Here is a 26461-nt window from a genome sequence, read left to right as displayed (position 1 = left end):
TGGCGATGGCCGAGACCACATTGACGCATACCAGCCAGTTGGATCGTCCCCCCGGCTGGCGCGGGATCGCTGCCGACTGGGCCTCGGATCAGCGCGCGTTCAAGAACGTGTCCTGGGGCAAGGCCATGATGTGGATCTTCCTGCTTAGCGACACCTTCATTTTCGGTTGCTTCCTGCTTTCCTATATGACGGCGCGGATCTCCACGCGCGTGCCGTGGCCGAATCCAAGCGAGGTCTTCGCCTTGCGCATCGGCGGCTCGGAGATCCCGCTGATCCTGATCGCCATCATGACATTCGTTCTCATCTCGAGCAGCGGAACCATGGCCATGGCGGTCAATTTCGGCTATCGCCGCGATCGTCGCAAAACCGCGATCCTGATGCTTTTGACCGCCGCGCTCGGCGCGACCTTCGTCGGCATGCAGGCCTTCGAATGGACCAAGCTGATCACCGAAGGGGTCCGGCCCTGGGGCAACCCCTGGGGAGCCGCGCAATTCGGCTCATGCTTCTTCATGATCACCGGCTTCCACGGCACACACGTCACGATTGGGGTCATCTTCCTGATCATCGTGGCGCGAAAAGTCTGGCGCGGCGATTTCGACGTCGGACGGCCCGGTTTTTTCACCAGCCGCCGCGGCCGCTACGAGAATGTCGAGATCATGGGACTCTACTGGCACTTCGTCGACCTGGTCTGGGTGTTCATTTTCGCCTTCTTCTATCTTTGGTGAGAAGGCAGGCTTTGTTGAGAGGCAGACATGGCTGAAGCAACCGCAAACAGTCTCGGACAACACGCGCTGCATCCCCATGACGCAGCGATCGTCGCCAAGGCGGAGACGCATCAGGAGCACCCGATCAAGCTTTATCTGGTGGTCTGGGCGTGGCTGTTCATTCTCAGCACCTGCTCCTATCTGGTCGACTATTTCGGCCTGCACGGCTACCTCAGGTGGTCGCTGATCCTGATCTTCATGATGCTCAAGGCAGGACTGATCGTCGCCGTCTTCATGCACATGGCCTGGGAGCGGCTGGCGATGATGTATGCAATCATCCTGCCGCCGATATTGGTGCTCGTTTTCGTGGCGATGATGGTCCTCGAGGCCGACTATACGCTGCTGACCCGTATCGCGTTTTTCGGGCCTGGCCCCTGACACCCGATAAGGGTCCAGCCGCAGCATGAGCAGCCGGGGAAGGCCGGCTCCGATGCCTTGAACAACAGGCCGCCGGCCCATTTTTGGTTTGGCGTACACGCCGTGAACTCAAGCAAAGGACGCGGACAATGACGATAGCAAACAGACTGAGAGACTTTATTGACGGCAAGGGCACCCGCTACGATACCGTCGGGCATCATCGAACTGCCACGAGCAGGCAGGCCGCCATTGCCGCGCATGTGCCCGGCAGCATCATGGCGAAATCCGTGGTCGTGCATCACGAACTCGGTTATGCACTGGCCGTGGTCCCAAGCACCCACAGGATCGAACTCGGCAAGCTGCAGGACGTCATGGACAAACGCCTCGGCCTCGCTTCCGAAGACGAAGTGGTGTCGCTCTTTGACGATTGCGATATCGGCGCCATACCGCCGATCGGCGCGGCTTATGATGTGCCGGTCATTCTGGACGAAAGCCTGCGCGATGCCGCCGATATCTATTTCGAGGGCGGCGACCACAAGACGCTTGTGCATGTCAGCGGCAACGATTTCCGCAGCCTGACAACGGACGCGCGCCAGGCGCGGTTCAGCTATCCGGCCTTCTGACGCACCGACACTCCCGCCGCTGCGTCACGACAGGGCCTGATTACTTCGACGGTCTGGGGCGCCCGCCGGCTCTACGACCTTGCGGTAAACATGCCAGGTGGAGTGGCCGAGGATCGGCAGCACGACCGCCAGTCCTGCAAAAATAAGCAAAGATCCGATAATCAGCCCAATGGCGACGATAAGTCCCCAGACGGCCATCACAATGGGGTTGGCCAGGACCACGCGCACCGAAGTGTGGATGGCTTCATAGGCGCCGACATCGCGATCAAGCAGCAGCGGGAACGCGACCACGGTGGTGCACAACACGACCACGGCGAATAGGAATCCGATGGCGTGACCCAGCACGATCAAAGTCCAGCCGCGTCCGGTGGCGAATATTTCTGCTATGAAGCTGGACAGCGATGCCGGCGGCTCGGGACCGAACAGGTACTCATAGAAGAGCTTGGCGGTCAAAAGCCACGCGATGAAGATCGCAAACAGCATGATCCCGACCGCAGCGATAGCCGGCAGTGCCGGGGAGTTCCTGACCTCGAAGGCATGGCTCCAGGATGCATCGAGCCCAGCTTCCCGTCTGCGGCTAATCTCATAGAGGCCGATCGCCGCGAATGGACCGATCAGCGCAAATCCGGACACGAGCGGAAACAGCAGCGGCAGCGCGTTCGCCCCCGACGTCCAGGTGGCAAGCACCACGCCGACGAGCGGATAGATCATGCACAAAAAGACGATGTGCGAGGGTTTGACCATGAAGTCGTCGATACCGCGCCTGAGCGCATCGAAAAGGTCGGAAATGCCGATCTTTCTGACTCTGGTATGCTCCAGCGTCTCGCTGGCCCCCGCAATCACGTGAAAGCTTGCCATGACCAATCCTCCAGACAAGGCCCGGCAGGGTCGCGGATTTCACGGTGCTACCGCTTTGCATGGCTGGCCACGCAAACCGCGACCTGCACCGGCAGCCAACATACTCCTTCGCGCCCGGTTTGTCGTCTTTTCGTTTGAACGGGTGCGGTGGCCGGCCAAGGCTGTACGCTGGTTCCAGAGGCTTTTTTGCGGTATTCTTGTACAGCGCGGCGCGCCTTTTTCGGGGCGCACAAGGGCGCTGGATCACCGTGATTGGCGCTTGATCCCGATTTTCGGGGTCATGCGCCCGGTCGAAGGCGAACGTCATGGACACGCGGACGCTTCTCATACTCGGCCTTGGCATAATTATTCTGCTGGCGTTGGGATTCTTTGCGCTGCCGGCTTGACGGCGCGGGCGCAACATTTCAGCAGCGCAATTGCCGGCCGCCTTGGGTCGGGCGAATCCGGCGACCACCGACCAGGCCGGAAGGGGCTGCTTACTTGGAAAACTGCTTCAGGTAGGCGATGACGTTGGCTATGTCCTGGTCGCTCTTGAGGCCTGGAAACGCCATCTTCGTCCCTTTGACCATCGCCTTGGGGTCGTGAAGATATTTTGTCAGCGTAGGCTCGTCCCATTTGATGCCGGATTTTCCGGCCTCGATCATGGCCGTGGAATAGGTGAAACCGGGATGCGTGCCCGCGGTGCGCCCGATGACGCCGTGCAGAGACGGGCCGACCTTATTCTGGTCCTGGTCGGCAACGTGGCAAACCTTGCACTTGGTGAAGACCTTCTCGCCTGCGGCGGCGTCCTGCGCCTGCGACGGGCTTGCAAAGAAGGTCGTAGCGGACAAGACAATGAAAAGCGCGGTTGCGCGCATGGCACTTCCTCCCGATCGTCGTTTGTGTCGGACGACCCGCACCACGCCGGTCCGCTGGCGTACCCTGCACGGTAGGCGTCCGCGTCTCTTCAGTGGAATTGCGGCATCTACATACCACAGATCGAACCAATGGGCAAAAAAAGCCAGCTCTTGAGAAGGTTTAGGCCACTCGCCGAGTAGTAGCTGCCAAAAAGGGCAAACCCGGTGGGAGCCTGTTCTGAATGACAGCGATCAGGGCGGATCGGTTCTGCAACTCACCGCAATCTGGCCGATCGCCTCGGAGAGACCGGCGAGCTCGAAATCGGCCTCGCCGCGCCCCGACAGCAGGCCGAAGCGCCATGACAGCGTCAGCCGGTTCGCCGAAGCCAGGCGCCTGATGCCGTCGTCTCCATCCCTGACCAGCGTTCTGCCGCGCGGGCCGACCGACCAGCTTTCATCGGATTTGCCGCCGCCATCGACAACGACGGAGACGGTGATCTCGCGGCTGGCGGAGACGGCATCATTGAGTTGGAGCCATTCGCTCCACCGCGGTTCCCCGTCGGGCCGGCAAGCCAAGGTCAGCACCGGGCTGTAGCCCAGCGCCCCGCCCCCGGTGATCAGCTTGTTGCTGGCGTGCAGCGATGCCGTGATCTGGCCATTGTCGCCGGCGCCGACGCTCCAATTGCCAAGATCCGGCTCGGCCCGCGCGACGCCGTTTGCCGCGGCAAACAAGAGCGCCGCGGCGGCGACCACGTCTCTCATCATAAACCCCAGCCTCACCAATGCCTCCAAACGCCCGCGAATGCGATGAAACGCAGATAATGTTCAACGGTTGGTATCGCCAGCGGCGGATCATCAAGACATGTTGTCGGTGTTGCAGCGCCGCCACTATGAAGTAGCCTAATGAAAAAGGCCGCCCGGAGGCGGCCTTTCCAAATCGCGCTGTTGAAACCTGTTACTCGGCTTCCTTGGCGGCCTTCTTCTTCGGCGCCGCCTTCTTCTTCGGCTCCTCGGCCTCGGAGGCGGCCTCGTCGGCCTTTGCCTCACTTGCCTTGGCTTCGGCCTTCTTCGAGGAGGCCTTCTTGGCCGGCTTCGGCTTGGTCGCGGTCTCGGCCTCCTCGTCGTCGGCCATCAGCTCGTCCTTGCCGACCTTGACGTCATTGACCGTAATCTGGCCGAGCAGATAGTCGACGACCTTCTCCTCGAAAATCGGCGCCCGTAGCGCGTTGATGGCTTCCGGGTTGCTGCGGTAGTACTCGAAGGCTTCCTGCTGCTGGTTGGCCGGGAAGCGGCGCACCTGCTCGAACAAGCCGCGCTGCAGTTCCTCGTCCGACACGGTGACGCCGGCCTTCTCACCGATCTCGGCAAGCACCAGGCCAAGGCGCACGCGGCGCTCGGCAAGGCGCATATATTCGGCGCGCGCCTCTTCTTCCGTCGTCTCTTCGTCCGCGAAGGTACGGCCGGCGGCTTCGAGGTCGCGGTTGACCTGAGCCCAGATGTTGTTGAACTCGGCCTCGACGAGCTTGGAGGGCGCCTCGAAGGAGTAAGATGCGTCGAGCTGGTCGAGCAGCTGGCGCTTCACCTTCTGGCGGGTCATCGAGCCGAACTGGTTCTCGAGCTGGCCGCGCACGATCTCGCGCAGGCGCTCGAGCGATTCCAGGCCGAGATTCTTGGCCGTCTCGTCATTGACTTCGAGCTCGCCGGGTGCCGACACCTCCTTGACGGTGACGTCGAAGGTGGCTTCCTTGCCGGCCAGATGCGCCGCCTGGTAGTTTTCGGGGAAGGTGACGGTGATCTGCTTCTCGTCGCCGGCCTTCGTGCCGATCAACTGGTCCTCGAAGCCCGGGATGAACTCCTTGGAGCCGAGCACCAGCAGCTGGTCGGTGCCGGCGCCGCCGGCGAACGCCTCGCCGTCGATCTTGCCGACATAGTCGATGCTCACGCGGTCGCCCTCGGCGGCCTTGCCGGTCTTCGGCTCGTAGCTGCGCGCCGATTCGGCGACGCGCTTGACCTGGTCCTCGACTTCCGATTCCGGCACATCGTAGACCTGACGCGTCACCTTGATATCGGAGAAGTCCTTGATCTCGATCGCCGGGATGACCTCGTAGTTGAGGCTGAATTCGAAATCGGCGCCGCCGGCCAGGATCTTCTCGGCCTCTTTCTCGTCCTCAGTCATGATCACTTCGGGCTGCATGGCGGCCTTTTCACCGCGCCCCGAGATGATCGAGCGGGTCGAGTCGTTGAGGATCTCGTTGACGACCTCGGCCATGAACGACTTACCGTACATCTTGCGCAGATGCTGCACCGGCACCTTGCCCGGGCGGAAGCCGTTGATGCGCACCTTGTCGCGGGCATCGGTCAGCCGCGCCATCAGCTTGGCTTCCATATCACCGGCCGGCACGGTGATCTTGATCTCGCGCTTGAGACCGGAGTTGAGCGTTTCGGTGACCTGCATCCTAGAACCTTTGTTTTCACCAATGAGGCTGCCAAACGGTTTTAGCCGTTTACAGCCTGCCGGTATGATCTTGCCGGAAATGGCTTGTGGTACGGAACCCGGCGATTTGACCGCCGATGCGGTTCAAGCTCTCCTGAACTGCGCCTTGCCGGATGCGAATAAGTTTTTGTTTTTCCTGTAACTCTTCACATCTTGCAGAAGCGGAAATTCACGTTCCGTCACATTCGACACGCCTTTTGTCACAGGCTAGGCTAATTTTCAACTATCTTCGCTCCAATGCATGCCGCCCAAAAAGTGCGCAGCGTTTCTGGGAAAACGGCATGCATCAAGACAAGGCCTGAAGCGCGTCACCCGAACCGTTTTCGACATGACGCGCTTTAGCCGGATAAACATGACTTGAGCCCCGACATTGACAGAATGATGGCTACATGGGATTGCCGGGGAAAGCGGATGTGGCGGAATTGGTAGACGCCCTGGATTTAGGTTCCAGTGCCGAAAGGCGTGGGGGTTCGAGTCCCTTCATCCGCACCATCCTTCGCTCTTCGGATGGCAGACCACTCTGAAGATGAGTGGACATAGGGGTCTCTCCCAAGCCTTGGCAAAGAAGGATCGCAGCCATCGCCTGGCGGCGCAAGCAAGGCTCTCACGCTCTCGGAGACCATCCCGCTTTGCGCATCCGATGCACTTGAAATAGCCCTTTAACAGGTTCTTACTCGCAATAGGCGGGTCGGGGCTCTGTCAGATTGTGCGTGTAATTTCTCTCGTTCTGGCGGTGGGGTCAGCTCTCGCGGCGGCGTCTCAGGTTGAGGCTTTGGAGTACACTCCAGCTTCTCTTCCGGGTCAGCGGCCAATGCTCATCGTCTCCGGTGAGTTTAGCGCCACTGAGTCCTTGAACGGCTTTAGCCGCGCGGTTGCGGGCAGCGGGGCCAAGGTGATTGTATTCAACTCCCCTGGTGGCAACGTCGGCGGTGCTATTCGGTTGGGACGTATGATCCGCGCAGCAGGGTTGGATACGCTCCAGGTTGGCCAATTGCAGTGCGCTTCAGCCTGCTCACTGGCCTTCCTGGGTGGCATCCACCGTGTTGCCGAACCAAGCTCCATCGGCATTCACCGGGCGTTTCTCAAACCGGCTGACGGGATGTCCACCGAAGAAGCGAAGGCCCGCGTCCAGCTCGGAACGGCTGCAATCACATCCTATGTCGTCGAGATGGGAGTGGACCCCAAGCTGATAGAATTGGCTTCGAGCTATGGCAAGCATGACATAAGATATCTATCGGCAGATATCTATCGGCCAGCGAAATGGCTGACTTGCATGTGACCAATGCCGCAGCGAACCAATCGCCGGCAGATATTTCACAGGTGTTAACGAGGCCAAATCCTGCGCCCGTGTCCGCTCCTGCACTCGACGCCAGGCAACTGCCGGAAAGCATTGCGGTCGCCTTCGTCAGGGATCTCATCGAGCATCATGGCGACAACGACGATTTCGCTCTTGCCCAAGTTCAGGCGTCCTACGCTCCCAAGGTCGATTATTATGGCAAGCTGACGAACTTGAGGTCGATCATTGACAACAAGAGGAACTATTATCGGCGATGGCCTGAACGCGGATATAGCGTCCGCGATGACAGCATCGTGGTCACCTGCACTAAGGATCGCTGCATGGTCTCGGGCGTCTACGACTGGGTTGTGCGCAGCCCCTCGAAAAATAAGCAGGAAAAAGGCGTAGCAAACTTTAGCTATACGATTTCGATCGGTCCCTATCCCAAAGTTATCGCAGAGACAGTGTCCAGCGATAACCGGGACCACCGTTAGCGCGGACACTCGCGGACACTGACGTCAAGCCCCTATACACGCTAATAAAGCGGCTCCTCGAACAGCGTCTTGTCGCCGTCCATCAGCGCCTTGATCTGTGCCGTCCCGTCGGGCGCGAGCGCAAGCTTGATGCCGAACGGCCGCACGCGCATGTCGTCCTGGATCGCCATTCCTTCGCCTTCCGGCAGATAGAAGCGGTCGATCCCGTAGTCGGGCGCGATCGTCGCTTCCGGATAACGAAGGTCCCAGCCCTCCGCGACGCGTCCGCCAATGTCGGCTTCGTCCGGGCCAGCAGGCGCCGGCGCCTGGCCGAACCACGCCGCGGCTGGCTGCCAATAACCGTCGGCGCCCTTTTTCAGCCGCACCGTGATCGAGCCGTCGTCGGTGGAAAACTTGCCTTGCGGAAGGTCGGCGATCAGCTTCACCGGGATGCGTGAAATGTTGTTGTTGAGCGAGATATAGTCGCCGCGCAGGAGATCGCGCGGATCGACCGGTTGGACTTTCAGGAGCACTTCCTTGCCGTTGCGCAGGATCGCGGCCCGGCCGGCGATGATCCAGCTGAGGAAGCCGATCTGGACGAGCGCCAGCACCAGCGCCGAGATGATGAGCTTCTTGCCGGTCATGCCGCTGCTCCTGTCTCGGCGGGCGCTCTCATGCGCTTCTCGATGCGGATGATGATCAGCGCCAGTATGCCGAGCAGCACGGCAGCCGCAAGGAAGAAGCCGGCCGTATCCAGCATCGACCGCAAGGTGACGCTATAGATAATGGCGAGTTCGAAGGCGAAGCCAGCATAGGCCAGCCAGCGCAGCCCCCTGCTCTCGCGGCCCGCCAGCATGATCGCCCCGACGATACCGGCAAGCGCTACGATCGAGGCGACGGCGAAACCGCTGTTGTAGGTGCTTTCATCCGCCAGTTCGAACTGGATCATCGCCATGCCAATAAGGAAGCCGAGCAAGGCGTGCACGGGCAGCCGGCCGCCCAGTTGAAGGATCCTGTCGATCCGATCGCCGGCAAAGATCGCAGCGGCAAAGAGCAGCGCTGACGCGATGGCCAGCGGCACGGCAACCGGCAGCATGTCGTGATCCGTCGCCAGCAGAACCAGATAGAGAATGACCGACAGAATGATGAGGTGGCGCGCTGCCTGGCTGCGTGTCCAGAACGAAATGGCGAACAGGACGACCGCCATGACGATGAAGAGATGCGGAATTTCCGCGCGCCAATAGAAGCCGAACCCCTTGAGGACCAGCCAGGCATCGGCAATGCCGACCGCAGCCACGGTCAGCGGGTTCGAGCGCAGCGCTACTGCCGCCAACGCCGTGCCGGCGCACCATGTCACAAGCGCCGAGGCCTCGTCTCCCGAAAGATGGTACATCTGGCCGATCAGCGCGATCGATCCGCCGAAGGCGGCGGCTGCAACGATCCAGAGCGCCTCGCCGATCGCGGCATGGTCGCGCGTCTTCAGCACCGCGCCGCCGACATAGCCGGCGAGAATGACGGCAAACAGGGCCGCCACGCGAACGAGGCGCGGGATGGCCTCCCAGTTGGCGGCGACGAAGATCAGGATCGCTGCGCCGAACAAAAGTGCCGCCATCATCGCCAGGATTGAGCCGAAACTCAGCGACGCGCGCTCATTGGCGGCGACGTCGCGCGTCAATGCCTCCGCCGTGGCGGGATCGATCAGCCCCCTCTCCCGCCAGCGGGCGATATCCACCCTTACCCGTGCCGAATAGCTCGCCATGCTTTCCCCCGAAGCCTGGTCATTTCCGTAGCCGGAACAGCCAAACCGTTGACGCGGCGGCATTTTCCGATTCGGCCTTCTTTGTGACGCAGGCGTGAATGGCCGTTAATGTTGCATTGCACAATTTGCATTGCTGCCATGCGCCAACGGCACTTTTAAACCGATATGATCCCACCTATTTTCTGTTCGTACACAAACGGAATGATCCGAACCAAAGACGAAACGAGAACTACCATGAACCTGATCCGCAACTACCGCAACTGGCGCCGCTACCGGGACACCGTCTCCGAGCTGAGCCGCCTGTCGAACCGTGAACTGACCGACCTCGGCATCAGCCGCAGCGACATCCACTACGTCGCCCGCAAGGCGGTCTAATCCGCTTCGGACCGCAAATGGTCCGAACCAGTTTTGAAGAGAGTAAGACAATGAACCTGATCCGCAGCTATCGCAACTGGCGCGTCTATCGCGACACTGTTGCTGAGCTGGGTCGGCTTTCGAACCGCCAGCTCCACGATCTCGGCATCGTTCGCGACGAGATCAAGATGATCGCCCGCAAGGCGATCTAACCAGGATTTCGCCAGGGTCGACCTCCTCCCCGACCCTGACGGATACGGCCAACCCTTACCTCCTCCCAAGGGTTGACCACCGAAACGGCGCCCGCCGGACCTCCTCCCCCGGCGGGCGTTGTTCAGAAGCGAACGAAGTTCGTCTTCAGGGATTTCGCCCCCTCTAAAAAGCGAAAGAGATTTCGTCAAAGCCGACCTCCTCCCCGGCGATGACGAATACGGTCGATCTTCACCTCCTCCCGAGGATCGACCCCCAAAACGACACCCGCCGGACCTCCTCCCCCGGCGGGTGTTGTTGTTTTTAGGGCTCGTCGCCCGGCCGGTCATTTGGCCGGCAATTGCAATCGCGCCGACAAGCGATTATTCCGGCGCTCATGAGCAAAAATCCCATACACGTCATCGGCGGCGGCCTCGCCGGCTCCGAAGCCGCATGGCAGATCGCGCAAGCCGGCGTCCCGGTCGTGCTGCATGAAATGCGCCCTGTGCGCGGCACCGACGCGCATAAGACCGACGGCTTGGCCGAGTTGGTCTGCTCAAACTCCTTCCGCTCCGACGACGCAGAAAACAACGCCGTCGGCCTGCTGCATGCCGAAATGCGGCTGGCCGGCTCGCTGATCATGAGCGCGGGCGACGCCAACCAGGTGCCGGCCGGCGGCGCGCTGGCCGTCGACCGCGACGGCTTTTCCGACGCGGTCACCGCAAAGATCGAAGCGCATCCGCTGATCACCATCCAGCGCGAGGAAGTGCCGGGGCTGCCGCCCAAGGATTGGGACCAGGCGATCATCGCCACGGGCCCGCTGACGGCGCCCTCGCTGGCGCAGTCGATAGCCGAGGCCACCGGCGCCGATGCGCTCGCGTTCTTCGACGCCATCGCGCCGATCGTGCATTTCGACACGATCGACATGAACACGGCCTGGTTCCAGTCGCGCTACGACAAGGTCGGGCCCGGCGGCACCGGCAAGGACTATATCAACTGCCCGATGGACAAGGACCAGTATCTCGCCTTCGTGGCAGCGCTGCTGGAGGGACAGAAAACCGAGTTCAAAGAGTGGGAAGGCACGCCGTATTTCGACGGCTGCCTGCCGATCGAGGTGATGGCCGAGCGCGGCGTCGAGACCTTGCGCTACGGGCCGATGAAGCCAATGGGGCTGACCAACGTCCACCATCCGGCGGTCAAGGCCTATGCGGTGGTGCAGCTTCGCCAGGACAATGCGCTGGGCACGCTTTACAACATGGTCGGTTTCCAGACCAAGCTGAAGCATGCCGAGCAGGTGCGCATCTTCCGCACCATTCCGGGACTGGAAAACGCGGAATTTGCGCGTCTCGGCGGCCTGCACCGCAACACCTATATCAACTCGCCGACGCTCCTCGATCCTTCGCTACAGTTGAAGTCGCGCCCCGGCCTGCGCTTTGCCGGCCAGATCACCGGCTGCGAAGGCTACGTCGAAAGCGCTGCCATCGGCCTGCTCGCCGGCCGCTTCGCCGCTGCTGAGCGCCTCGGCCAGGCGCTATCGCTGCCGCCTGCGACCACCGCCTTCGGCGCGCTGCTCAACCACATCACCGGCGGTCATATCGTCTCGGACGACGAGCCCGGCAAGCGCTCCTTCCAGCCGATGAACGTCAATTTCGGCCTGTTCCCGCCGGTGGAAGCGCCGAAGGCCGAAGGCAAGCGCCTGCGCGGCAAGGACAAGACCGTCGCGAAAAGACACGCGATCACATCGCGCGCGCTGGTCGATTGCCGGCAATGGCTGGGGCTGCCGACGCAGGCGGAAGCGGCAGAGTAGACCGTGGCGAAGCGCTCCAGGATGCCTCAGCTTCTGCCGCCGGATTTGCCGACAAGTGACCAACCTTTCGCAGGTGACTATGAGATAGTCTGGAGCATCTATATCAGATGCGGCAATCTGCAAAAGCTGCGCGCGGTTCATCTACCGGCGCTTGAAGCGTTGATCGGCCAGCCTCATGGCGGCAAAGGCTGGTTGTACGAGAACGAAAATTACAACGAGAACCGCGATCGAAGCCTGAAGCGAATAATCGCCGTGCAGAGTGTCAAAGGGCCCTACACTGACGAGTTGCTGCTCGATTTCATGAAGACGCTGTATTCGCTTTCATCGTTCTGGGCCATCCAGGCCCGTCTCAATCCGTCACATCCTCAAGGCGTGTACGTCAGCGCCCGGTTCCAGCGAGAAAACCCCGGCTCAGAAGCGCCTGCGGTCGTTGACGCGCTGGTCGAGTTGGAAGCAAATTTCACGGATGCGCAGGGCCATGCGTTCGGGCGGAGTTTCGGTACGACACGGCGTATCAGCGCTGCCGTGCCTGGTGACAGCCCAGCCGCAGGGTAGATTCGAATCCGGGCACCTTTGGCTGATCTCGAGGATGGAATAGAATTCTCCTAACGGAGCCGTTTCATGGAAGCCCCCGAAAAATTGTCCGTCACCGTCACGACAGCCATGGCGCGCATGATCCGCGAAAAGGTCGAGGACGGCTCATTTCATTCGGCTCTGCGAGCGAGGTTATCCGTGCCGCCCAGCGAGCGTTCCAGTGCGAGGAAGAACAGCATGCTGAGCGCTTGGCATCAATTCGAGCGCGCGTGAAGGCGTCGATTGACGCGCGTCCACGCAACGGAATCCCTAGCATGAATGACGTTTACGTCAAAGGGGCGTCCAGCCCCGCATCGCATGACGCAAGAGCAGCCAGTGCCGGCGCAAGGTGGAGAGCGTCGCTGTCCCACCAAGCGGCGACCTGCCCGCCTTCTCCATCTTGTCGAGATAGGCGCGAGTCAGCGCCAGCGGCAGGAAGGCCGGGCGCAACGAAACGGGAAGCGTTGGCGCACCCTTCTCGAAGGCGTTGAGATGTTCCCGCGCCAGCGCGATCATTGCTGCCACCGCGCGCTCCGCGGCAGCCCCTCCCTCGCTTTTCACGAACTCTTCCGGCGTCGTGCCGGCTGCCCCCAGTATGTCGGCGGGCACAAAGCACTGGCCGCGCCGACGATGCAATGGTAGCAGAAGGAGCAGGCCGGCGATGGCCTGCGCGCAGCCGGCCCTCCCCGCCAGATCGGCGAAGCCCGGCGCCGCCGCCGGATCGAGCACCATCGCCGCAAGCTGGATCAGCGCCGCGGCGGTTTCGCCGCAATAGCCTTCGAGGTCGGTCCGCGACGGCATCGGGTCGTCATAGAGATCGAATATCCGCGCCTCGAGCATGTTCTCGAAGGCAGCCTTCGGCAGATGATCGGCGGCGATCGTCGCGCGTAGGGCATCGGCGGTCGGGTGGCCTGCCTCGGCATCCCCTTCGGCCGAGATGACGTCGCGCCACCACTGCAGCCTGACCTCGCCCGGCAGCGGCTCGTGAATGCGATCGCGCACGCCGGCGATTTCGGCGTTGAAAGCGTAGAGCGCAAGCAGCGCGTCGCGCTTGTCGGCCGGCGCGTAGAGCGCCGACAGGTATCTGTCATGGTCGGCGGCGCGCACCGCGTCCATGACGATGTCGCCCGTCACGATGTTGGAAACGCCGGCCATTCAATCGACGGCGATCAGGGCCGCTGCCACGGCGCGATCTTCGGCCAAGAGCACATTGTACGTCCGCACCGCCGCTCCGGTCGACATCGGGTCGGCCGCAATACCGGCCTCCTTGAGCGCAGCGCGCAAAGGCGCCGGCAGCGGTCGCAAATCCTTGCCCATGCCGACCAGCAGGATCTCGACCTTGCCGGCTTCGGCGAACAGCTTGTCGAAATCCGCGGCCTTCAGCGCCAGCGGATCGGCGGGTTCCCAGCCATGGATGCCCGACGGCAGGACGAGTAGCGATCCGCGATGCGACATGTCGGCAAAGCGGAAGCCGCCATTGCCATAGGCCTCGATCGGCGCCTTGCCCGGGAAATGCGCCTCGCGGATGATGATGCCTTTGGCCATGGGTCTAGAGCATGATGCCGAAAAATGTGGAGCGGCTTTCGGACGACATCATGCTTTATCTCTTTGATTTAGACGGGCGTCAGGTCGCCACGGGCTTGCCGTTCACCGGCTTCTTCTCCTCTTCGGCCGCGGCCTGCGGCCGCAACCGGAACAGGATCAGCAGCGGGGCGGCGATGAAGATCGACGAATAGGTGCCGAACACCACGCCGAACAGCATTGCCATCGTGAAGGAGCGGATCACCTCCCCGCCGAACAGCACCAGCGCGAGCAGCGCCAGGATGGTGGTGACCGAGGTCAGCGTGGTTCGAGACAGCGTCTCGTTGATCGCGTTGTTCAACAGCTGCGGCAGCGGCATCTTCTTGTATCTTCGAAGATCCTCGCGGACGCGGTCATAGACCACGATGGTATCGTTCAGCGAGTAGCCGATGATGGTCAGGATCGCCGCCAGCGACGATTGGTTGAACTCCAGCCCGGTCAGGACGAAGAAGCCGATCGTCATCACCACATCGTGCACCGTGGCGATGATGGCGCCGACCGCGAACTGCCATTCGAAGCGGAACCAGACATAGAGCAGGATGCCGACCAGCGCGATCAGCATGGCGATCGTGCCCTGCTTGGCAAGTTCGCCGGACACTGTCGGGCCAACCACTTCGACGCGGCGGAAATCATATTGATCCTGCAGCTCGCCCCGCACCTTGTCGATGACGGTCTGCTCGGCATTCTCGCCGGCGTCCTGCGCGCCGACGCGGATCAGCACGTCGTTCGGCGCGCCGAACTGCTGCACTTGGATCTCGCCGATGTTGAGCTCGGACAGCCTGTTGCGGATGTCGCCGAGATCGGCGTCGCCCTTCTTGGACTGCACCTCGATTATCGAGCCGCCCTTGAAGTCGATGCCGTAGTTGATGTCGATGGTCAGGAAACCGATCACCGACAGGACCGACAACAGGCTGGACAACGCGAATGTCCAGCGGCGGATACCCATGAACGGAATCCTGGTGCCCGGAGGAATGAAGGTGACCGGAGCGCGCGGCAGTTCCTTCGGCCGGGCGCGGCGCAGCCAGATCGACACCAGCATGCGCGTGAAGGTGAAAGCGGTGAAGACCGTGGTCAGGATGCCGATCGCATAGGTGATGGCGAAACCCTTGACCGGGCCGGTGCCCAGCCAGAACAGCACCACGGTGGCGATCAGCGAGGTGACGTTGGAGTCGACGATCGTCGCCAGCGCCTTGGAGAAGCCCGTATCGATCGCCTGTATCACCGAGCGGCCGGCCCGCCGCTCCTCGCGAATGCGCTCGTAGATCAGAACGTTGGAGTCCACCGCCATGCCGATGGTGAGCACGATACCGGCGATGCCGGGCAAGGTCAGCGTGGCGCCCAGCAGCGACAGCACGGCCACGATCATGGCCACGTGGACAGCGAGCGCGACGTTGGCGAGGAAGCCGAGGAAGCCATAGGCGACAAACATGAAGGCGACGACGAGGATCGAGCCTATGATGCCGGCGATTTTACCCGCATGAATCGAGTCCTGGCCAAGGCCCGGGCCGACCGTGCGCTCTTCGATGATCGTCAATTTAGCCGGCAGGGCGCCGGCGCGCAGCAAGACGGCGAGGTCGTTGGCGCTCTCGGCCGTGAAATTGCCGGAGATCTGACCGCTACCGCCGAGGATCGGCTCGCGGATCACCGGCGCCGAAATCACCTGGTTGTCGAGCACGATGGCGAACGGCTTGCCGACATTCTGTTGGGTCGCCTGGCCGAACCTAGTCGCTCCCCGGGAATTGAAGGTGAACGAAACCACCGGCTCATTGGTCTGTGAATTATAAGTCGGCGTCGCATTCGACAGGTCTTCGCCCGAGACGATGACGCGGTTTTCAACCAGATAAGGAACGGGAGGATCGTCCTGCGAATAGAGGACTGAGTCGCCAGGCGGCGGACGGTTCTTGATCGCGTCCTGGACCGGCACCGACGTATCGACCATCTGGAAGGTCAGCTTGGCGGTCTGGCCGATGATGTCCTTGAGCCTTTGCGGATTTTGCAGTCCGGGCACCTGGACCAGAATGCGATCGTCACCCTGCCGCTGCACGATAGGTTCCGTCGTGCCGAGCGCGTTGACACGCCGCTCCACCACCTCGATCGCCTGCGACAGCGCCGTCGAGGTGCGGTACTTGATGCCCGCATCCGTGACGGTGAACTTCAACAATCCGGGCTCGGAATCGTCCAGCGTCATCGACTGGACGGAACCGCCGGCAAAGAGGCCGGCCGCGACCGGATTGGTTATCGGCTTCAGCGCCGTCTTTGCGGCTTCGACCTGGCTCGGGTCGTTGATGCGCACCTGCACGGTGCGGCCCGTTCCGCCAAGTCCCGTATATTGGATCTTGGCATCGCGCAGCAGCGTCCTGATCTCGTCGCGTGTCGTCTCCAGTTGGTCCTTGATCAGGTCGTTCTGATCCATCTGGAGCAGGATGTGCGAGCCGCCCTGAAGGTCGAGGCCGAGCGTCATCTGCCGCTTCGGCACCCAATTCGGCAATTGCGCCAGCATGCTCGCCGGGAAGAGATTGGGCGCGGCGAGGATCACTGTGATGGCCACGGCGAGCCAGATCAGGATCATCTTCAGGCGCGAGAAATAGAGCATTCGTTTTATCCGTTCAGGCGTACAAGCGGCTGCGTTCCGCCATCGAGGTTAGGATTTACTTCTTGGCGTTCTGGTTCGCCACCGGCTCGCCCTTGACGCGCACGTCCGAGATCGTCGAGCGCAGCGCCGTTACCTTGGTGCCGCCGCCAAGGTCGATCTCCAGCTCGTTGTCGTCGATCACCTTGGTCACCTTGCCGACGAAGCCGCCGCCGGTCACCACCGTATCGCCGCGGCGCACGGCCGACAGCATCTCCTGGCGCTTCTTGAGCTGCGCGCGCTGCGGCCGGATGATCAGAAAATACATGATCACGAAAATCAGGACAAACGGCAAAATCGAGATGAACATGTCTGGCGAAGCGCCGACGCCCTGGGCGTATGCCGGTGTAACGAACATCAAGAAACTCCTGGATGGTGAAATTCCGCCGCGGCCGCCCCGCGAAAATTTGGCCGGAATATAGTCGGTACAGTTGCCAATGCAACTGCGCTGCGGGCCCAATCCGTTGCTTTTCCAGCCATTTGCGGCGTGCTAGAGCGTCGCAGCGGAAGCCGCTTCGAGGCCGCCGAAAAGATGATGCTCCAACAAAAGCTTGGAGCTGGTTCTTGCAGCGATGTCATGGAAGCTGCTCCCACACGCTGAAATACCTTTAAAAAAAGGTCCAAAATGATCGACGGCCTGGACGCCTTGAACAAGAAACTGGACCGCCTGATCGAAGCGGTTTCCCGCCTCGCCCCGCCCCCGGTTCCGCAGGCCGACCTGGGCCTCGCCGACTGCTTCGTCTGGCAGGCTGATCCCGGCTATCTGGAGCCGGTGCACAAGGTCAACCGCGTCGACATCGGCCTGATCCGCGGCGTCGACCGCGTGCGCGACATCCTGCTCGACAACACCGAGCGCTTCGCATCCGGCTATGCGGCCAACAACGTGCTGTTGTGGGGTGCGCGCGGCATGGGCAAGTCGTCGCTGGTCAAGGCCGTGCATGCCGCCGTCAACGCCGCCGACAAGCTCGACCGGCCGCTGAAGCTGATCGAGATCCACCGCGAGGACATCGATACGCTGCCCAAGCTGATGGCTCTCCTGAAGGCAGCTCCCTATCGCTTCATCCTGTTTTGCGACGACCTTTCCTTCGACCATGATGACACATCGTACAAGTCGCTGAAGGCGGCGCTGGAAGGCGGCGTCGAGGGCCGGCCCGCCAACGTCATTTTCTACGCCACGTCCAATCGGCGGCATCTTTTGCCGCGTGACATGATTGACAATGAGCGCTCGACCGCGATCAACCCGTCGGAAGCGGTGGAAGAAAAAGTCTCGCTATCCGACCGTTTCGGTCTCTGGCTCGGCTTCCACAAATGCTCGCAGGACGAATATCTCGACATGATCGACGGCTATGTCCGCTATCACGGCCTGACGATCGATCCCGAGCAACTGCGCGCCGAAGCGCTGGAGTGGGCAACGACGCGCGGCAGCCGTTCGGGCCGCGTCGCCTGGCAGTTCACGCAGGATCTGGCGGGAAAGCTCGGCAAACCGCTGAAGGATTGAGATCGGCCAGGTCCGGACCTGAAAAAGCCCGCTCCTTGCGGAGCGGGCTGAAGACGGCGGGGAGGACTGGAGGTCAGGCGGCCCGCAATTGTTCTTGTTCTATTCGAGATAGCCCGACGGATCGACCGGGGCCGAGTTCTTGCGGACTTCGAAGTGCAGCTTGGGCGAGTCGGTGGTGCCGCTCATGCCGGAGAGCGCGATCTCCTGGCCGCGCTTGACCTTCTGGCCGCGCTGCACCTCGATCGAGCTTGCATGGCCATAGACGGTGACCAGGCCGTTCTCGTGCCGCACCAGCACGGTGTTGCCGAATTCCTTGAGGCCGTCGCCGGCATAGATGACGACGCCGTTCTCGGCCGCCTTGATCGGTGTCCCTTCCGGCACCGCGATGTCGACGCCGTCCTTGCCGGAACCGAAGCCGGAGATCACGCGGCCGCGAACCGGCCAGCGCATCTTGCCGATGCCGGTCGCGTCGGGCGCTACCGCACCGTCGTCCTCGGCCTGCTGGATGACCTTGGCATCCTTCTTCGGCGGCGTATAGGAGGCGAGCGTCTGCGACGGCGTGGTCTTCGCCGGCGGCGGCGTCGTCGCGGTTGTCACAGGATCGACGGCAGGCTTGGCAGCGGCAGGCTTGGCGGATGCCACGACCGCGCCGCCGGCCGGGACCTTGAGCGTCTGGCCGATCTTGAGCAGGCCGTCCTGCATGCCGTTGGCCTGCTTCAGCGCCACGACGCTGACGCCGGTCTTCCTGGCGATCGACGACAGCGAGTCGCCCTGCTGCACGGTGTAGGAGCCACCGGCGCCTGCCGGCTTGGCCTCAGCCATCTGCTGCGCCGGCTTTGGATTCTTGGAACCCGCCGCTGCTGCCGACGCATCGACCTGAGCGGCGGATTTGCCGTCCTTGACCTTGGGCTGCTGCGGCAGAACAGCGACCTTCTCCGGAGCGGGCTGCTTCGGCGTGTTCGCCGGCTTGCCTTCGGCGACCTTCGGCTCCGCCTTGCTCGAATAGGCATAGGCGGGGATGACGATCTTCTGGCCCGTCCTGATGCCCTTCTTCGGGTCGATCCCGTTGACCTTGGCGATGGCATCGGCCGGCACATGGTAGTGCGCCGCCAGGCCCGAAAGCGTCTCGCCGTCGCGCACCACAATTTCGGTCGCGTGCGGCGCAGCGCTCGCATTGCGAACGGCGTCGGGCTCCGCGGTCTTGAACGGCTTGGCCTGGGCGACCGTGCCGGTGGCCGTGCTGTCGCGATGCGGTGCAGGAGCAAGCGCCGGAGCGGGTGCAAGGGCAGGAGCGGAAGCGGTACGCATAGGCTTGGCAGGAGCCGGCGCCGACGGAGGCGGCAGCTGCTGCGCCGTGACCGGCTCGAGGCTCGATCGGCTCACCGACTGGGTGTGGGTGCCGTCGACCGGCGCCGGCGCGACCGTATCGCCCGGGTAGGGCTGGTCGACATTCTGCTTGTTGATGATGGCGCGCTGATTGTTGGTGGATGATGTGAAGACATCATCGACACCGTTGAAGCGCATCGACTGGGAACTGCACCCGGCCGCCGCGCCAGCAATGATCAGGACAGCGCAACCGCGCGCCAGATTGCGTCTGTTTGCCTTCAAGTGATTGAATTGCATCGCACTAACCCGCACAGACCCGGTACAAACTGGTCACGATTAAAGCGCGTTAATGTTACTGGCCGGTTAACCCATTAGAATCCGGCGAAAATTTTCTTAAAACATTGGCGGAAATTTTGGCGAGGGCCGCAAGGCCCGCTAGATCACCGCGGCAACGCTGCGCAGGATCGGCTGCAGCCTGACCATGCCGATGTCCTCGCGCTCGAAGCGGCTGCCCACCTTGGTGAGCTTGGCCAGCACCTGCTCGCCCTCGTCCGGGCCGATCGGCGCGATGACGATGCCGCCGCTCGACAGCTGGTCGAGCAGGAAACGCGGCAGGCTGTCGAAGGCCGCCCAGGCGACGATACGGTCGAACGGCCCTTCATTGGGCAGGCCATTCGAGCCGTCGGCCTGGCGGGCGATGACGTTGCTGATGGCGAGCGCCTCGAACCGCTGCTTGGCCTGCTCGACCAGCGTCTTGTAGCGGTCGATGGTGATGACGCGCGCCGCAAGCCTGGACATGACCGCTGCCGTGTAGCCCGAGCCGGTGCCGATCTCGAGCACGCGGTTGCCCGGCTCGATGTGAAGTGCTGCGATCACCGCCGCCTGCAGATCGGCGCCCTCGATCGCCTCGCCGCATTCGATCGGCAGCATCCCGTCCGACCAGGCGAGCGCGTGAAATTGGGCCGACAGGAAACCACGCCGCGGCGTCGCCTCGAAGGCTGCGACCAGCGCCTTCGGCGCCGTGCCCCTGCCCCGCAGCCTGAGCAGGAAAGCGGCAAACCCCTCGCGGTCGTCGATGCCCGTATTCATGCCAAAACCGTGTTCATGCCAAAACCCTATTTTATGACAGCGCCTTGGTCAGTTGGTCGCGGAGTTCATGGGCGGTGAGGTCGAGCTGCAGCGGCGTCACCGACACCAGCCGGTTGCGCATCGCATGGAGGTCCGTGCCCTTCTTGCCTTCGACCGGCTCGCGGCCGAAGCGCAGCCAGTAGTAAGGCAGGCCGCGCCCGTCGCGCCGCTCGTCGACCCAGAGACTATGCACCAGCTTGCCCTGTGAGGTGACGACGGTGCCCTCCACCTCCTCGGGCGCACAATTCGGGAAATTGACGTTGAGCAGCACACCGTCCGGCAACGGCGTTTCCACCAGCCGCTTGAGCAGCGCCGGCGCCAGCGCCTCGGTCGTCTCGTAAGGGACGACGCGGTCCTCGCCGACATAGGAATAGGCCTGGCTGACCGCGATCGAACGCACGCCGAGCAGCGCGCCTTCCATGGCACCCGCCACGGTGCCGGAATAGGTGACGTCGTCGGCGATGTTGGCGCCGGAATTGACGCCGGACAGGATCAGGTCGGGCGGTCCGGGCAGGATTTTTTTCGTGCCCATGATGATGCAGTCTGTCGGGGTGCCGCGCACGGCATAATGCTTCTCGCCGATCTTGCGCAGCCTGAGCGGCTCCGAGATCGACAGCGAATGCGCGTAGCCGGACTGGTCCTGCTCTGGCGCCACCACCCAGACGTCGTCCGACAGCGTGCGGGCGATGCGTTCGAGCGACGCCAGCCCCTCGGCGTGGATGCCGTCGTCATTGGTCAGGAGAATGCGCATCAAGTCACTTCGCTTCGATCTTCGCGAGACCACCCATGTAAGGCCGCAGCACTTCAGGAATGGTTACGCTGCCATCCTCATTCTGGTAGTTTTCGATGACGGCTATAAGAGCGCGACCGACCGCGGTGCCCGAGCCGTTCAACGTATGGACGAAGCGATTGCCCTTGCCGTCCTTGTCCTTGTAGCGGGCATCCATGCGCCTGGCCTGGAAATCGCCGCAGACCGAACAGGACGAGATTTCGCGATAGGCATTCTGCCCCGGCAGCCAGACCTCTATGTCGTAGGTCTTGCGCGCACCGAAACCCATGTCGCCGGTGCAGAGCGTCACGGTGCGGAACGGCAGGCCGAGCCGCTTCAGCACCTCTTCGGCGCATTGCGTCATCCGCTCATGCTCGGCGAGCGAGCTTTCCTGGTCGGTGATCGAGACCAGCTCGACCTTGTAGAACTGGTGCTGGCGCAGCATGCCGCGCGTATCGCGGCCGGCCGAGCCGGCTTCCGAGCGGAAGCATGGCGTCAGCGCGGTGTAGCGCAGCGGCAGCTTTTCATGCGCGGTGATCTCTTCGCGCACGAGGTTGGTCAGCGGGACCTCCGCCGTCGGAATCAGGCCGAGACGGCCTTCCCCGTGCGGCGTGAAGAACAGGTCTTCCTCGAATTTCGGCAGCTGGTTAGTGCCGAACAGCACTTCGTCGCGCACCATCAGCGGCGGGATGACCTCTTCATAGCCGTGCTCTGTCGTGTGCAGGTCAAGCATGAACTGGCCGAGCGCACGCTCCATGCGCGCAAGCTGGCTCTTCAGCACGGTGAAGCGCGAGCCGGATAGTTTCGCCGCGCGCTCGAAATCCATCATGCCGAGCGCTTCGCCGATCTCGAAATGCTCCTTCACCCAGTTCGGGCGTGTCGGCACCTCGCCGACGATGCGCTTGACGACATTGTCGTGCTCGTCCTTGCCGACTGGCACATCGTCGAGCGGCACATTGGGCAGCACCGCGAGCGCGTCGTTCAGCGCCTTGTCGAGCTCGCGCTCGCGCGCCTCGCCGTCCTGGATGAACGCCTTGATCTCACTGACTTCGCCCTTAAGCTTCTCCGCAAGCGCTGCATCGCCCGACCGCATGGCATTGCCGATTTCCTTCGAGGCGGCATTGCGGCGCTCCTGCTTGACCTGCAATTCGCTGAGATGCGAGCGCCGCGCCTCGTCCTTCGCGATCAAATCGTCGACCGTGGACTGCGCCTCGCCCGCCGACCACGAGCGCTTCACCAGCGCCTCGACAAGGGCCTTCGGGTTGTCGCGAATCCATTTGATGTCAAGCATGGTCGATCCTCAAACTAGATGCATGTCACCCAAAAATGTGCAGCGGTTTTGGAAAACGACATGCATGAAAATAGAGACTTAAAAGCGCGTCGCTTAAACCATTTGAGCGCGACGCGCCTTAAGGATCGAGGGGGTAAACCGCATCCGCCATCGATGCAAGACGGCGACCAAGCCGACAGCTGCGATTTCTCGGCTGGAAAGCCCCGCTTAGGTGGAAGAGGCGTCCGGCGTGTCGCTCGCGACCGAGCTCCCCGCCTCCGCCTGTTCGCGCGCCAGGTGGTCGCGCGCCTGGGCGCGCTCGATCATGCGCGAGGACCAGATAGCGACCTCGTAGAGGATGATCGTCGGGATGGCGAGGCCGCACTGGCTCATCGGATCGGGCGGCGTCAGCACGGCGGCGACGACGAAGGAAAGCACGATCGCCCATTTGCGCTTCTCGGCCAGCGCCTGCGACGACAGAAGCCCGACGCGCGTCAAAAGGCTGGTCACCACCGGCAGCTGGAACACCAGGCCGAAGGAGAAGATCAGCGTCATGATCAGGCTGAGATATTCCGACACCTTCGGCAGCAGCGAAATCTGCACCTGGTCGTTGGTGCCGGTCTGCTGCATGGCCAGGAAGAACCACATGACCATCGGGGTGAAGAAGAAATAGACCAGCGAGGCGCCCATCAGGAACAGGATGGGCGAGGCGATCAGGAACGGCAGGAAGGCGCTGCGCTCGTTCTTGTAGAGGCCCGGCGCGATGAACTTGTAGATTTGCGTGGCGATCAGCGGGAAGGCGATCACCATGCCGCCGAACATGGCAAGCTTCACCTGGGTGAAGAAGAACTCCTGCGGCGCGGTATAGATCAGCTCGACCTTGTGCGGGTCGAGGCCTGCCCATTGCGTCGCCCATTTGAACGGGATGACCAGAAGGTTGAACAGGCGCTTGGCGAAGAAGAAGCAGACGAGAAAGGCGACGAAAAAGCCACCCAGCGACCAGATCAGGCGGCGGCGCAGCTCGATCAGGTGCTCGATCAGCGGCGCGGATGATTTCTCGATTTCTTCCTTTTCCTTGTCCGAAACGCTCACTTGGTGTCGCCCGTCATCTTCTTGCCGTCGGTTGCCTTCTTGACGGCCGGCTTCTTCGCCGCGGCAGGCTTTGCCTCAGCCTTGGGCGCGGCTTTCCTGGCGGGTGCCTCGGCTTTAGCCGCAGCCCGCACGGCCTTGGCCGGCGCCTCTGCGGCGGATGCCTTCGATGCCGCCGTGCCGGCGGCCCTTGCCTTGGCGGCCGCCACCTTTTTTGCCGGCTCGGCCGGAACGGCGGTCTCCGAAGCCGGTACGGTGACGGACGCGTCCGTCATGGTTGGAAAGATCGGGGCGGCCGAGGCAGCCTCGGCTCCGTTGACGACGGGCATGTCCGTCGCGCCGTTCTTGAGCGGTTCGGCGGCCTGCGGCGTCTCTGCTGCCGGCGCTGCCGGATCGGCGGCCGGCTTGGGCTTCATCATCGTATCGACACCGGCCCGCACATCGGCCGCGGCCTGCTCGAACGGATTGAGCTGCTTGCGCACCTCGTTCATCGGGTTGAGGCCGCGCAGGCTATCGATCGAACTCTTCACGTCGTCGAGTTCGGCTTCCTTCAGCGCTTCGTTGAACTGCTTTTGGAAGTCGCCGGCCATGGCGCGCAATTTCGCCGCGGTGCGGCCGAAGGTGCGAAGCATGTTGGGCAAATCCTTAGGCCCGACGACCACGATCATGACGACCGCGATCACCAGCAGCTCGCTCCAACCGACTTCGAACATGACAATCTATTCCGACGCGTGCATGCCGCCCGCACATGCGAAGCGGTTTTGGGACAACGGCATGCTCAAAGCAACAACCGAGATCAGCTCTTGCTGACCTTTTCCTTGGCCGGCGAAACAGTCTCGTCGGCGCGGTGCTCGACGGTACGCTTGTCGTCGGCGTCGTCGTCGGCCATGCCCTTCTTGAAGCTCTTGATGCCCTTGGCCATGTCGCCCATCAGTTCGGGGATCTTGCCGCGGCCGAACACCAGAAGCACGATGACCAGCACGATCATCCAGTGCCAAATCGAAAATGAACCCATAACAATCTCTCTCGAATGGTTTCCCTCGGCGATGATCTATGCGTTTTCGCTCGGGGATTCAAACACAACCGCAATGAAGTTGATAAAATGGCTAGCGGATGTCACGCACTTTCGGCGTGAGCGCCTTGCTACGAATCCGCGCAGGCCTTGCTAATAAACCATTCGTGCCGGTTTTCGCGGTCACTCTTCCGTGACGCGCGGCGTCAGCAACCCGAGTTCCTCGAGGTCGATATCGGTCAGCGCATCCTCGTCTTCGGCGAGCGCGTCCGGATCGGCAGGCGGCACCGGCATCGAGAAATTCGCCGGCATGCGCGTCGAGAGCAGGCCAGCGCCCTTCAGCTCTTCCATGCCGGGCAGATCGCGGATTTCCTCCAACGCGAAATGATCGAGGAAAGCGTCGGTCGTGCCGTAGGTCACCGGCCGTCCGGGCGTGCGGCGGCGGCCGCGCATCCTGACCCATTCCGTTTCGAGCAGCGTGTCGAGCGTGCCTTTCGACGTTTCGACGCCTCTGATGTCTTCGATTTCGGCGCGCGTGACCGGCTGGTGATAGGCAATGATCGCCAGCACTTCGAGCGCCGCGCGCGAAAGCTTCCTCTGCTGCACGGAGTCCCGGCTCATCAGGAAAGCCAGGTCGCCCGCGGTGCGGAAGGCCCAGGCGTCGCCGACCCGCACCAGGTTGACGCCGCGCTTGGCATAGATTTCCTGCAGATCCGCCATTGCGGCCGCGATGTTGACGCCTTCCGGCAGGCGCGCGGCAAGCTGCGTTTCGCTAACCGGCTCGGCACTGGCGAAAACGATCGCCTCGGCCATGCGCACGGCTTCCGACAGCTGCAGCCGCTCCGCGGGGTTCTCGAGTGAACCCTGCTCGGCCATCTCGTCTTCTGGTTCGTCCTCGACCTTGAACGGGATGACCGAAGCGTTGGCGCGTTCGCTCATGATACCACCTCGACTGCCCTTACCCCTTGCGCGCGGCCGCGCAGATAGATCGGCGCGAACACCTGGTCCTGCCGCACTTCCAATTTGCCCTCGCGCACCATCTCGAGCGTCGCCGCGAACGAACTCGCCATCGCCGTGCGCTTCTCTTCCGGCGCCGCCAGATATTCGATCAGGAAGCTGTCGAGCGTCGTCCAGTCGCCGACCGAGCCGATCAGCCGCGCCAGCACCTCACGCGCGTCCTTCAGCGACCACACGGCGCGCCGGGCGATCGTCACATTGTTGATCGCCTGCCGCTGGCGCTGCTGCGCATAAGCGGTGAGCAGATCGTAGAGCGAAGCCGAAAAGCTGTTGCGCTTCTCGACAATGACCATTTCCGGCATGCCGCGCGCGAAGACGTCGCGGCCGAGCCGGTTGCGGTTCACCAGCCGCGCCGAGGCGTCGCGCATGGCTTCAAGGCGCTTCAGCCGGAATTGCAGCACCGCCGCCAGTTCCTCGCCGCTTTCGCCCTCCTCGCCCGGCTGCTTCGGGATCAAGAGCTTCGACTTCAGGAAGGCGAGCCATGCCGCCATCACCAGATAGTCGGCGGCAAGCTCGAGCCTCAGCGCCCGCACCTTCTCGACGAAGGCCAGATATTGCTCGGCGAGCGCCAGGATCGAAATGCGCGCCAGATCGACCTTCTGGTTGCGTGCAAGATGCAGGAGAAGATCGAGCGGGCCCTCGAAACCGGCCACGTCGACGACTAGCGACGGGTCGCCAGTCAGGCGTGAATCGTCGTTCTCGGCCCACAGACGGTCCATCGGTGCGGCCTTCGCGGCCTTGCCTTCCAATGTCTCCGCCACTTGCCTTTCGTCCTTCCG

At 62.5% G+C, this 26461-nt stretch carries 30 protein-coding genes and 1 tRNA gene; 12 read left to right on the top strand and 19 right to left on the bottom strand.

The features are described 5' to 3' along the window. Nucleotides 1–5: 5 nt before the first annotated feature. The 3 genes from LB528_RS00395 to LB528_RS00385 all read left to right on the top strand — a co-directional run bounded on the left by LB528_RS00395 (nucleotide 6) and on the right by LB528_RS00385 (nucleotide 1744). Complete coding sequence (locus tag LB528_RS00395; RefSeq protein ID WP_224511310.1) at nucleotides 6–725, top strand: heme-copper oxidase subunit III family protein; 720 nt, start codon at nucleotides 6–8, stop codon at nucleotides 723–725. Between the two features lie 27 nt (nucleotides 726–752). Then, on the top strand, nucleotides 753–1142 hold the full coding sequence (locus tag LB528_RS00390) for a cytochrome C oxidase subunit IV family protein (protein ID WP_224713451.1): 390 nt from the start codon (nucleotides 753–755) through the stop codon (nucleotides 1140–1142). Nucleotides 1143–1270: 128 nt separating this feature from the next. Further along, entirely contained in the window at nucleotides 1271–1744 is a 474-nt protein-coding gene (locus tag LB528_RS00385; protein WP_224713450.1) for an aminoacyl-tRNA deacylase, read from the top strand. A 24-nt stretch (nucleotides 1745–1768) separates the two neighbouring features. Here LB528_RS00385 and LB528_RS00380 read toward each other — a convergent pair whose 3' ends face one another. The 4 genes from LB528_RS00380 to tig all read right to left on the bottom strand — a co-directional run bounded on the left by LB528_RS00380 (nucleotide 1769) and on the right by tig (nucleotide 5893). Further along, complete coding sequence (locus LB528_RS00380; RefSeq protein WP_224511480.1) at nucleotides 1769–2602, bottom strand: DUF2189 domain-containing protein; 834 nt, start codon at nucleotides 2600–2602, stop codon at nucleotides 1769–1771. Between the two features lie 476 nt (nucleotides 2603–3078). Beyond that, a complete protein-coding gene (locus LB528_RS00375) occupies nucleotides 3079–3459 on the bottom strand; it encodes a c-type cytochrome (RefSeq protein WP_224511304.1) in 381 nt (126 codons plus the stop codon). 231 nt (nucleotides 3460–3690) lie between these two features. Then, nucleotides 3691–4218 carry a hypothetical protein gene (locus LB528_RS00370; RefSeq protein ID WP_318012251.1) on the bottom strand — a complete coding sequence of 176 codons (528 nt, stop codon included), beginning with the start codon at nucleotides 4216–4218 and terminating at the stop codon, nucleotides 3691–3693. Nucleotides 4219–4393: 175 nt separating this feature from the next. Continuing rightward, the gene (gene tig / locus LB528_RS00365) at nucleotides 4394–5893 is read right to left on the bottom strand and encodes a trigger factor (protein WP_224713449.1); all 1500 of its coding nucleotides are present in this window, start codon (nucleotides 5891–5893) and stop codon (nucleotides 4394–4396) included. Between the two features lie 446 nt (nucleotides 5894–6339). Between tig and LB528_RS00360 the strand changes: the two genes are divergently transcribed. From LB528_RS00360 to LB528_RS00350, 3 genes are all read left to right on the top strand, one after another. Then, nucleotides 6340–6424: transfer RNA gene (locus tag LB528_RS00360), tRNA-Leu, on the top strand. Between the two features lie 319 nt (nucleotides 6425–6743). Further along, the gene (locus tag LB528_RS00355; protein WP_224511296.1) at nucleotides 6744–7211 is read left to right on the top strand and encodes a hypothetical protein; all 468 of its coding nucleotides are present in this window, start codon (nucleotides 6744–6746) and stop codon (nucleotides 7209–7211) included. Continuing rightward, nucleotides 7193–7702 (top strand): hypothetical protein, encoded by a 510-nt coding sequence (locus LB528_RS00350; protein WP_224713448.1) that lies wholly within the window; start codon nucleotides 7193–7195, stop codon nucleotides 7700–7702. The genes LB528_RS00355 and LB528_RS00350 overlap by 19 nt, the downstream gene beginning before the upstream one ends. A gap of 41 nt (nucleotides 7703–7743) precedes the next feature. Here LB528_RS00350 and LB528_RS00345 read toward each other — a convergent pair whose 3' ends face one another. Together LB528_RS00345 and LB528_RS00340 are read right to left on the bottom strand one after the other, a co-directional pair. Next, nucleotides 7744–8325 (bottom strand): GDYXXLXY domain-containing protein, encoded by a 582-nt coding sequence (locus LB528_RS00345; RefSeq protein WP_224511292.1) that lies wholly within the window; start codon nucleotides 8323–8325, stop codon nucleotides 7744–7746. Then, on the bottom strand, nucleotides 8322–9440 hold the full coding sequence (locus LB528_RS00340; RefSeq protein ID WP_224511291.1) for a DUF2157 domain-containing protein: 1119 nt from the start codon (nucleotides 9438–9440) through the stop codon (nucleotides 8322–8324). Before LB528_RS00340 ends, LB528_RS00345 begins: the two co-directional genes overlap by 4 nt. Nucleotides 9441–9674: 234 nt before the next feature. Here LB528_RS00340 and LB528_RS00335 point away from each other — a divergent pair, with 234 nt between their 5' ends. The 5 genes from LB528_RS00335 (at nucleotide 9675) to LB528_RS00315 (ending at nucleotide 12597) form a co-directional block, all read left to right on the top strand. Then, complete coding sequence (locus LB528_RS00335) at nucleotides 9675–9815, top strand: DUF1127 domain-containing protein (RefSeq protein ID WP_006335194.1); 141 nt, start codon at nucleotides 9675–9677, stop codon at nucleotides 9813–9815. A gap of 50 nt (nucleotides 9816–9865) precedes the next feature. Continuing rightward, nucleotides 9866–10006 carry a DUF1127 domain-containing protein gene (locus LB528_RS00330; protein ID WP_224511288.1) on the top strand — a complete coding sequence of 47 codons (141 nt, stop codon included), beginning with the start codon at nucleotides 9866–9868 and terminating at the stop codon, nucleotides 10004–10006. 374 nt (nucleotides 10007–10380) lie between these two features. Further along, nucleotides 10381–11790, top strand: a complete 1410-nt coding sequence (gene trmFO, locus LB528_RS00325; RefSeq protein ID WP_224713447.1) for a methylenetetrahydrofolate--tRNA-(uracil(54)-C(5))-methyltransferase (FADH(2)-oxidizing) TrmFO — start codon at nucleotides 10381–10383, stop codon at nucleotides 11788–11790. A 21-nt stretch (nucleotides 11791–11811) separates the two neighbouring features. Then, nucleotides 11812–12345 carry a hypothetical protein gene (locus LB528_RS00320; protein ID WP_224713446.1) on the top strand — a complete coding sequence of 178 codons (534 nt, stop codon included), beginning with the start codon at nucleotides 11812–11814 and terminating at the stop codon, nucleotides 12343–12345. A gap of 66 nt (nucleotides 12346–12411) precedes the next feature. Beyond that, nucleotides 12412–12597, top strand: coding sequence for a hypothetical protein (locus LB528_RS00315; RefSeq protein ID WP_224713445.1), 186 nt, complete (start codon nucleotides 12412–12414; stop codon nucleotides 12595–12597). Nucleotides 12598–12654: 57 nt separating this feature from the next. Here LB528_RS00315 and LB528_RS00310 read toward each other — a convergent pair whose 3' ends face one another. The 4 genes from LB528_RS00310 to yajC all read right to left on the bottom strand — a co-directional run bounded on the left by LB528_RS00310 (nucleotide 12655) and on the right by yajC (nucleotide 16931). Beyond that, complete coding sequence (locus LB528_RS00310) at nucleotides 12655–13518, bottom strand: phytoene/squalene synthase family protein (protein ID WP_224713444.1); 864 nt, start codon at nucleotides 13516–13518, stop codon at nucleotides 12655–12657. Beyond that, entirely contained in the window at nucleotides 13519–13908 is a 390-nt protein-coding gene (locus LB528_RS00305; protein ID WP_224581185.1) for an Mth938-like domain-containing protein, read from the bottom strand. Between the two features lie 79 nt (nucleotides 13909–13987). Next, on the bottom strand, nucleotides 13988–16537 hold the full coding sequence (gene secDF / locus LB528_RS00300; protein ID WP_224713443.1) for a protein translocase subunit SecDF: 2550 nt from the start codon (nucleotides 16535–16537) through the stop codon (nucleotides 13988–13990). Nucleotides 16538–16592: 55 nt separating this feature from the next. Next, complete coding sequence (gene yajC, locus LB528_RS00295) at nucleotides 16593–16931, bottom strand: preprotein translocase subunit YajC (RefSeq protein ID WP_041004168.1); 339 nt, start codon at nucleotides 16929–16931, stop codon at nucleotides 16593–16595. A gap of 267 nt (nucleotides 16932–17198) precedes the next feature. Here yajC and LB528_RS00290 point away from each other — a divergent pair, with 267 nt between their 5' ends. Next, on the top strand, nucleotides 17199–18071 hold the full coding sequence (locus tag LB528_RS00290; RefSeq protein WP_224713442.1) for an ATP-binding protein: 873 nt from the start codon (nucleotides 17199–17201) through the stop codon (nucleotides 18069–18071). Nucleotides 18072–18170: 99 nt separating this feature from the next. On the opposite strand, the gene LB528_RS00285 is transcribed toward LB528_RS00290, so the two are convergent. The 9 genes from LB528_RS00285 to LB528_RS00245 all read right to left on the bottom strand — a co-directional run bounded on the left by LB528_RS00285 (nucleotide 18171) and on the right by LB528_RS00245 (nucleotide 26401). Continuing rightward, nucleotides 18171–19694 (bottom strand): peptidoglycan DD-metalloendopeptidase family protein, encoded by a 1524-nt coding sequence (locus LB528_RS00285; RefSeq protein ID WP_224713441.1) that lies wholly within the window; start codon nucleotides 19692–19694, stop codon nucleotides 18171–18173. A 138-nt stretch (nucleotides 19695–19832) separates the two neighbouring features. Continuing rightward, entirely contained in the window at nucleotides 19833–20486 is a 654-nt protein-coding gene (locus LB528_RS00280; RefSeq protein ID WP_224713440.1) for a protein-L-isoaspartate(D-aspartate) O-methyltransferase, read from the bottom strand. A gap of 31 nt (nucleotides 20487–20517) precedes the next feature. Then, nucleotides 20518–21276, bottom strand: a complete 759-nt coding sequence (surE, locus tag LB528_RS00275; RefSeq protein ID WP_224713439.1) for a 5'/3'-nucleotidase SurE — start codon at nucleotides 21274–21276, stop codon at nucleotides 20518–20520. A 4-nt stretch (nucleotides 21277–21280) separates the two neighbouring features. Next, nucleotides 21281–22585 carry a serine--tRNA ligase gene (serS, locus tag LB528_RS00270; protein WP_224713438.1) on the bottom strand — a complete coding sequence of 435 codons (1305 nt, stop codon included), beginning with the start codon at nucleotides 22583–22585 and terminating at the stop codon, nucleotides 21281–21283. A gap of 207 nt (nucleotides 22586–22792) precedes the next feature. Then, nucleotides 22793–23656 (bottom strand): twin-arginine translocase subunit TatC, encoded by an 864-nt coding sequence (gene tatC, locus LB528_RS00265; protein ID WP_224713437.1) that lies wholly within the window; start codon nucleotides 23654–23656, stop codon nucleotides 22793–22795. Continuing rightward, nucleotides 23653–24366 carry a Sec-independent protein translocase protein TatB gene (gene tatB / locus LB528_RS00260; protein ID WP_224713436.1) on the bottom strand — a complete coding sequence of 238 codons (714 nt, stop codon included), beginning with the start codon at nucleotides 24364–24366 and terminating at the stop codon, nucleotides 23653–23655. The genes tatC and tatB overlap by 4 nt, the downstream gene beginning before the upstream one ends. A gap of 83 nt (nucleotides 24367–24449) precedes the next feature. Further along, nucleotides 24450–24668, bottom strand: coding sequence for a twin-arginine translocase TatA/TatE family subunit (locus tag LB528_RS00255; protein ID WP_027167260.1), 219 nt, complete (start codon nucleotides 24666–24668; stop codon nucleotides 24450–24452). Nucleotides 24669–24848: 180 nt separating this feature from the next. Continuing rightward, on the bottom strand, nucleotides 24849–25604 hold the full coding sequence (scpB, locus tag LB528_RS00250; RefSeq protein WP_224713435.1) for an SMC-Scp complex subunit ScpB: 756 nt from the start codon (nucleotides 25602–25604) through the stop codon (nucleotides 24849–24851). Then, nucleotides 25601–26401, bottom strand: coding sequence for a segregation and condensation protein A (locus LB528_RS00245; protein ID WP_095765568.1), 801 nt, complete (start codon nucleotides 26399–26401; stop codon nucleotides 25601–25603). The genes scpB and LB528_RS00245 overlap by 4 nt, the downstream gene beginning before the upstream one ends. Between the last annotated feature and the right edge of the window lie 60 nt (nucleotides 26402–26461).

The organism is Mesorhizobium sp. CA4, assembly GCF_020165075.1.
Taxonomy (GTDB): domain Bacteria; phylum Pseudomonadota; class Alphaproteobacteria; order Rhizobiales; family Rhizobiaceae; genus Mesorhizobium.
The sequence above is the reverse complement of the archived record's forward strand: the minus strand, read 5'-3'. Positions and strand labels throughout refer to the sequence as shown.